The sequence below is a fragment of the Vibrio sp. 10N.222.47.A9 genome, assembly GCF_963872585.1.
GTDB classification, from domain to species: Bacteria; Pseudomonadota; Gammaproteobacteria; order Enterobacterales; family Vibrionaceae; genus Vibrio; species Vibrio splendidus.
The window spans coordinates 66,720-74,516 of sequence record NZ_CAWNBB010000040.1 but is presented as its reverse complement, the minus strand read 5'-3'; the positions used below and the strand labels follow the sequence as shown (position 1 = coordinate 74,516).

Annotated in this window: 5 protein-coding genes and 2 pseudogenes; 2 read left to right on the top strand and 5 right to left on the bottom strand. The window is 41.9% G+C overall.

Going from position 1 to position 7,797, the window contains the following annotated elements:
• Window positions 1–2,332: pseudogene (locus AACT19_RS12135) on the top strand (M10 family metallopeptidase C-terminal domain-containing protein); the annotation flags it as partial.
• Between the two features lie 72 nt (window positions 2,333–2,404).
• Here the strand turns inward: AACT19_RS12135 and AACT19_RS12130 are convergent.
• Window positions 2,405–3,598 (bottom strand): class I SAM-dependent methyltransferase, encoded by a 1,194-nt coding sequence (locus AACT19_RS12130; protein ID WP_004733618.1) that lies wholly within the window; start codon window positions 3,596–3,598, stop codon window positions 2,405–2,407.
• A gap of 129 nt (window positions 3,599–3,727) precedes the next feature.
• A pseudogene (locus AACT19_RS12125) lies at window positions 3,728–5,107 on the bottom strand (methyl-accepting chemotaxis protein).
• 112 nt (window positions 5,108–5,219) lie between these two features.
• Here AACT19_RS12125 and yccX point away from each other — a divergent pair.
• Entirely contained in the window at window positions 5,220–5,507 is a 288-nt protein-coding gene (gene yccX, locus AACT19_RS12120) for an acylphosphatase (RefSeq protein WP_076646470.1), read from the top strand.
• 58 nt (window positions 5,508–5,565) lie between these two features.
• Here yccX and AACT19_RS12115 read toward each other — a convergent pair whose 3' ends face one another.
• From AACT19_RS12115 to AACT19_RS12105, 3 genes are all read right to left on the bottom strand, one after another.
• Window positions 5,566–5,895 carry a TusE/DsrC/DsvC family sulfur relay protein gene (locus tag AACT19_RS12115; RefSeq protein ID WP_065682172.1) on the bottom strand — a complete coding sequence of 110 codons (330 nt, stop codon included), beginning with the start codon at window positions 5,893–5,895 and terminating at the stop codon, window positions 5,566–5,568.
• Between the two features lie 156 nt (window positions 5,896–6,051).
• Window positions 6,052–6,717 (bottom strand): Bax inhibitor-1/YccA family protein, encoded by a 666-nt coding sequence (locus AACT19_RS12110; protein ID WP_017077199.1) that lies wholly within the window; start codon window positions 6,715–6,717, stop codon window positions 6,052–6,054.
• 295 nt (window positions 6,718–7,012) lie between these two features.
• Entirely contained in the window at window positions 7,013–7,777 is a 765-nt protein-coding gene (locus tag AACT19_RS12105; RefSeq protein ID WP_004733637.1) for an amino acid ABC transporter ATP-binding protein, read from the bottom strand.
• Between the last annotated feature and the right edge of the window lie 20 nt (window positions 7,778–7,797).

Below are 7,797 nucleotides of genomic sequence, written 5' to 3'. Positions count from 1 at the left end.
AGGCGAAGCGACCATCACAGATGATGACGATGCACTTGATACTTCAAACTCCCACGTTGTGGGGATAGAAGATACAACGTACACATTTAAGTCGTCAGACTTTAATGTGGTAGATCAGGACTCGTCTAATTTAACGATTGTAATTACAAGTGAACCTGCTTCTGGAACTCTTTACTATCTTGACGGGAACTTATGGGTCGAACTAACAGGGTCGGTTATTGGGGCTGATGGGTATGAAATCACTCAATCAGAAATTGACTCAGGCAAGTTAGTTTTTGTTCCTATTTCGGACGAATCTAGTACGTCAATGCTTGATGACGAAGGAACTTCCGGGAATAATTTAGGTGATTATACCGAATTTAATTTCTATGCATCTGATGGGGTAAATGTCAGTGGCGGTTCGATAATGTCTATTGATATTTCTGCCGTTGCAGACGCTCCGACTTTGACTGTAAATAGCGATAACGTTACAGCGGCAATTGACTTTGATGATACAAATTATTCCGGAAGTTGGGGTAGTGTCAATATCAACCAAGTATTCGGCCCCGGAACTGTAGGAGAGTGGCATAGCAGTAATGGTAACCGTGTCGAAGTTGGTAGAGAGTCAACATATCGTTCTGGCGGTGACTCAACAAATACTGTTTTAGAAATAGAATATTACAACGTTGATGACGTTGTTTATACGGATATCGATGTGGAACAAGGGCAATACTATTCGTTCAGTTTTGATATCAGCGGTCGTTATAATTCAATTTCAAATGGCAACTCCGATCTCAATGTTGTTTGGATCAATATGGATACAGGTCAGGAGACAGTTCTTTATGAATTTAGACCTAATGATGAGGATTGGTTGAGAGATCAAACAGTTGTACTACCATCAGATGTTGGCGGTAATTATCGTCTATTACTCGTTTCAGCAGATACACAAGCTAGTAGTAGTGTAGGTGCAATTTTAGACAATTTGGAAATTGTTAAAGCTGACTCTCAAGGGTTTGAAGATAGCTTTATAGCTCTGCCTGACTTTGAAGCTGCATTGAACGATATCGATAGCTCGGAAGTATTATCCCTATCATTATCTGGTCTTCCAATTGGTACACAGATTACTGATGGTTCGGTTACATTGGTTGTTACTTCAAATAGTGGCGTTGATATATCTAGTTTAGATATGGACAATTTATTCGTAATTGTAGATGTTCCCGGGGTTTATAATTATTCAATAACCGCTACTGCTACTGAAGTTAGTAATTCTGATACAGCATCAATCACTGCAGACTTAGTCCTTACAGTGTTAGAGTTACCACAAAGGCCTGACGTAGGTACTAGTGAAGCAAGGATTGTCGAAGAGGGGTTATTGACTGGGTTACAAGATGATATTTCAGATGTGAACTCTGAAGGTGATATAGTCGACCATGTTCGCTTGAATCATTATGGGCATTCATCTGAAGAGCTGCTTTGGAGCCAAAATCCGGCAGGAAAGGACAATCAAAAAGTCGACGGACATAAAGATGGAATAGTAATTGATGTAGGCGCCGCAGGTGACGATGTATTCCTAGGTGAAGGTGATGACACACTGTATTTGGGCGACAGCCATACTACTCTCGACAATAATGCTAACTCTGCTGCAAGCATCAACGCAGCTAACAATGACATGAAAGCGTTTATGTCTGGTGGAGATCTAGAACATCTTCAAAGCCCTTCTGATGAAAACAGCGCCTTGAATAGTTTACAGTTTAGCAGTGCACATATTGATGTTGGTCATAGTGGCGCAGGTGGCGATCATGTGTATGGTCAAGGTGGTGTTGATATTATCTATGGTGCGGCAGGTAATGATGTATTAGATGGTGGCGAAGGCAATGATGGTTTAAGAGGTGGATCGGGAGAGGATCGCTTAACTGGTGGATCTGGAGAAGACATTTTAATCGGTGGTTTGGGTGATGACATCTTAACCGGTGGTGGTGATGACGACATCTTCAAGTTTGTTGACCAAGATACGTCTAACAGCAAGATTGATATTCGCAATGGAGAGCAGGATATAATCACTGATTTCACGAAGGGTGAGGATAAAATTGATATTTCAGACTTACTACATACTGATTCACACGATACCATAGATAGTTTACTTCAAGCTAATAAGGTAAATTTAACACTTGAAGCCAGTGATAATTTATCAAATGCAGACCTAAAGCTCACAATCAATGATGGTGGCAACAGTCAAGAAGTTATTATTCAAGGTGTTGGCTCCCAGTTCAGTGATTACATTGAAAGTGGGAGTATTACCAACGTGAGTGGTTTATTAAACGATATTATAAATATTCCTGACATAAACAATTAGACAAAAGGGCCGAAAGGCCCTTTTTTAATACGTCAGTTTTTCTATAAAAGCTTAGATTCTAAAGCACTAGAATTAAAGCACCTTACAAGCAAAACCTTTTAGGTAGAAACCTTCTGGGTAAGCTGTATCGATCAAGTGATCGGCTGCTTGCTCGAAGCGTTCAACAAACTTCACTGTTCTGCCTGCATCTAGAGCGGCGTCAGCAATGATCTTTTGGAATAGGTCAGCACCCATCAAACCTGAGCAGGAGTAGGTGAGTAGTGTTCCACCTGGATTCAGGATTTGCATCGCTAGCATGTTAACGTCTTTGTAGCCGTTAGCGCCTGAAGTTAGGTTGTTCTTGCTTGAAACAAACTTTGGTGGATCCATGATCACTACGTCAAACTTAGTGCCCTGGTCACGGTATTCGCGAAGTAGTTTGAATACGTCAGCGTTTAGGAATACAGCACGCTTTTTCGAGATGTCGAACTCATTCAGTTCAGCGTTGAACTTAGCCGTATCAAGAGCAAGTTGAGATACGTCTGCGTTGATCACACGCTTCGCGTCGCCTTTAAGTGCGTAAAGGCCAAAGCCACCGGTGTACGAGAAACAGTTAAGTACATCTTTGCCTTTAACGTATTTCATAGATTCTTTACGGCTATCACGTTGATCCATGTAGAAGCCCGTTTTGTGGCCTTCCATAATGTTCACGCTGATTTTCACGCCGTTTTCTTCAATGACTACTGACTTAGGTGGCTCTTCGCCATGCAGTACGCCGACGGTTTGCTCTAAACCTTCTTTTTTACGAACCGCTACGTCAGAGCGTTCGTAAATATTACATTCAGGGAAGCATTCAACTAAAGCTTCAACGATAACGCTTTTGTTGAATTCCGCGCCAGCACTCAGTAGTTGGCAAACTAAGAAGTCTTGATACTTGTCGATAGTAATACCTGGCAGGCCGTCAGATTCAGCCGCCGTTAATCGGTATCCCGTTAGGCCGTCACGTTCGATGATATCTTCACGCAGTGATTGTGCGTCTTTAAATCTTTTGATGAAAAACGCTTTATTGATTTCTTCTTTTTCAAATGTCCAAACACGAGCGCGAATTTGAGATTCTGGTGAGTAAGCTGCTTTTGCGAGCCACTGACCATTTTGAGCATATACGTCTACAGTTTCACCTTGTTGTGGTTCGCCTTCGACCTTATCGATACCGCGTGAAAATACCCAAGGGTGTTTGCGGCGTAGTGATTTATCTCGGCCTTTAGCTAGATGAATTGAAGGAGTCATAATTTACTCTGTTTGTTGAATTTGAAGGAGGGGTATTGTCGGGGAAGTACAAGGGAAAAGCAAATAAGAAAGGGCTGCAGAAGCAGCCCTAGTAATGATTAATTAATACATAGTGGTTAGATGTCAGTATTAAGCTTTAAGACCTGTCAGCAAACCTTCCATCGTATCGCTTTGCTTACGAAGCTGGTCAACATTTACATTACTCTTACTGATCATTTCACAGATGCTGTCTGATTGATGACGAATCTCTTCAACACTTTGTGCAATGTTGTCAGCAACAACACCTTGCTCTTCAGCAGCAGTAGCAATTTGAGTGCTGCTATCAGAAATAGATTGGTTCTTTTCAGCTAACGATCCAATCTCAACGTTTACTTCCGACATCAATGTTTGACCTTCGTTAGCATTGCTAACAGTCACTTCCATCAATTTTGTCAGCGATTGGCTGTTACGTTGTAATGATTCAATCATACTTTGGATTTCAACCGTCGCTTGTTGAGTACGGCCGGCAAGGGCACGGACTTCATCGGCGACAACAGCGAATCCACGACCTTGCTCGCCAGCACGTGCAGCCTCAATGGCAGCATTCAGGGCTAATAGGTTAGTTTGTTCTGAGATGCCATTGATGGTAGCGACCACTTCATCAATTTGCGCTGCATTAGCATCAAGCTCTTCTACCGCTTGCGAAGCTGATTGAATTTCTTGAGATAGGCTTGAGATAGATTCCAATGTATTTGAAACTTTTACTTGGCCACTCTGTGCAACACCGCGAGCGTCCATAGTCTGAGAGCTAGACTCATGAGCAAGTGTTGCGACTTCACGAATCGTAGCTGCCATTTGTTCGGTTGCACTTGCCAAACTATTCAGATGTTCTTGTTGGTTACCCGAGATGTCTGAGCTCTGTTGTGTCGACTGGTTTAAGTCAGAACTGATCTGCTGCATGAGTGCGACAGACTCTTGGATTGATAGAACCATGTTTTGTTCGCGCTCTGCTACTTTATCAATAGTAATTGCGATTTCACTAAACTCATCACGAACGAGGAACTAGTTCATACGACAGGTGAGATCACCACTCGCTAGCGTGCTTAACGCTTTGTTCATAGAGAACATTGCGCCGCCGATGAAAGTCATGATGTAGTAAACACCAAGTGCGATCAGCGTTAGGGTTACTGCGATAATTGAAACCTGAGTCGTAGATAGAGCTGACCATAAGTTTTGGTCATGGTTCGCAACCAAGCTGAATGCACCGTTCATAACTGAGACGGAACCAACACCATAGCCTAAAGAGATGGTTTCAGAATTACTGACAAGTTGAGCAACTTGATCTTTCGTCAGTTGACCCGCTTCGATAAGTCCTTTCATCAAGAGCATTTCTTCTTGATAAAGATGAGCAAGTAAAGAGTCTGCGGCGCTATCTAAAACAAGAGTTAATATAACCAGGGCGAGAAGAGGTAATAAGAAGAGTAGATAGAACTTTTCTTGGATTTTTAGGTGAATGAGATATTTGTCAATCTAACGAAATGGGATTTCTTTCATAATCGTTATACTCGAAGTAAGTCCACCAATAAGCGGTGAATGAATAGAGTCGCAACTATATCATTCATACAATTTATGAGGCAACGTTATGGAAAGTTCACAATATATTTTTGTCGTATCTGGCGTAGTTCAGTGTGTTGGTTTTCGCTATCACACCAGTAGGCAGGCACAAGTTCTGGGCATTTCAGGCTATGCAAAGAACCTAAATGATGGCCGGGTTGAAGTGTTAGCTGTCGGAAAGGGTAAGGAAATAGAGAAGTTCCACGCTTGGCTCAATATTGGCCCTTCGAGTGCGACAGTAGACCATGTAGTGATGAATCAAGTTAAAGAAAGTGAGCGGCAGGATGTGCGTGTAGGGGAATTTAAAATACTGTAGCTAGCGCACTACAGTATTTACCTTTTTACCTTGAGAGCAACCTAAAGCTGTTTAAGCTTTACAAGCATTTTGCTGGTTTAGGTAAACCCGCGAGCTTGGTTGCTTGTTTAGCGGGGCCTTTCTTGAACAATTTGAATAGGTACTTGCTGTTACCTTTCTCTGGGCCGTGCGCTTTTTCCATCGCTTTAACGAGCATACGAACAGCCGGAGAGGTTTTGAACTCTTCGTAAAAGCTTCTTACAAAATGTACCACTTCTAAGTGTGCTTCAGTCAATTCAATCGCCTCGTCTTGAGCAAGAATCTCAATCATACCTTCTTCCCATTGTGTGTAATCCAATAGGTAGCCTTGAGCGTCGGTTTCGATTTGCTTGCCATTATATTCAAACATGTTTAATCCAGAATCCAATTAACTATGCAGATAGGGTACATGACCAAGTTTGCATTTCTCAATAGATATTGTGGCTATCTAAAGAATTATTACATTGATAGATACAAAAAAGCCCAAGAGACAAGCTCTTGGGCTATATTTTCAGCGACAGGTAGACTAGTCGTTGCTGTTCATAATACCTAAGATGCTTAGTAGGCTGATGAAGATGTTGTAGATCGAAACATACAAGCTGATAGTTGCTGAGATGTAGTTTGTTTCACCGCCGCGGATGATGCTTTGCGTTGTTAGCAAAATAACACCAGTCGAGAATAGGATGAACATACCGCTCATTGCTAAAGACAGTAAAGGCATTTGTAGGAAGATGTTTGCAACCATCCCTACTAGCAGAACAACGAAACCAGCCATTAGCATACCGTTAAGGAATGAAAGGTCACGTTTAGTCGTCAGTGCGTAAGCTGATGCACCCATAAATGCTAATGCTGTACCACCAAGTGCAGTAAGGATGACATCACCCATGCCTGCGCCAACGTACATGTTTAAGATTGGACCAATGGTGTAGCCTAAGAAACCTGTAAATAGGAATGTGAAGACTAGACCCATGCTGTTGTCACGGTTCTTTTCTGTTAGGAACAGTAGGCCGTAGAAACCAACTAGCATAATGATAAGACCAGGGCGAGGAAGGTTCATCGCCATAGATACGCCTGCTACTACAGCAGACCAAAGTAGTGTCATAGACAGTAGTGCGTACGTGTTACGCAACACTTTATTGGTTTGCAGAGCATTCTCTTGAGTTGCTGTGCGTGAAAACATAGGGCTGTTCATAATCTTCCTCGTAAGGTGACTTCAATAGTTATTAGTACATTTATGGGGCTGAAAGTTCGAAAAATCAAGTCTTTCATTCCTTTTGTATACCTAAAATAATAATCAAAATAGTCGGTTAAGTGTTTCTTAAGGTGTAACAAAGTGTTTCTAATGACGTATAAAGTGTCGCTAATACTCGATGTTCAAATTTTTATAGTTACTGGCTAATGATTTATAACCTTTGAAAAACTATCTATAACCTTGAAAAATAAAGAGGCGACCTAAGCCGCCTCTATAGTTTATGCATCATAACACATTAATGGTGCAAGATTTGGCTCAAGAAGTTCTGCGTTCTGTCCGATTGTGGGTTTTCAAAGAAGTCGACAGGGTTGTTCTCTTCTATGATTTCACCTGCATCCATAAAGATAACGCGGTCGGCAACTTCTTTAGCAAAACCCATCTCGTGCGTTACACACAACATCGTCATGCCTTCTTCTGCAAGCTCAACCATAACGTCTAGTACTTCACGAACCATTTCCGGGTCGAGTGCCGATGTTGGTTCATCAAACAACATGACTTGAGGGTTCATACATAAAGAACGAGCGATTGCTACACGTTGTTGTTGGCCACCTGAAAGCTGTCCTGGGAATTTATCCGCTTGCTCAGGGATTTTTACACGCTCAAGGAATTTCATAGCGATGGCTTCAGCTTCCTCTTTCGGCATCTTCTTCACCCAAATAGGGGCCAGAGTACAGTTTTCTAAAACCGTTAAGTGAGGGAATAGGTTGAAGTGTTGGAAACACATACCTACATCTCTGCGTACGGCTTCAATGTTCTTCAGATCTTCTGTCAGTTCATTACCTGAAACGAAGATATGACCTTTTTGGTGCTCTTCTAATCGGTTGATACAGCGAATCATCGTGGATTTACCTGAACCGGAAGGGCCACAAATTACAATTTTCTCGCCTTTTCTAACTTCCAAATTGATGTTTTTAAGAACGTGGAACTCACCGTACCACTTGTTCATGTCTTTTAACTCGATCATAAGACCTTGAGAGTTGTTTTCTGTTTGCTGCGTCATAATACGTCCTTGATCTTGTT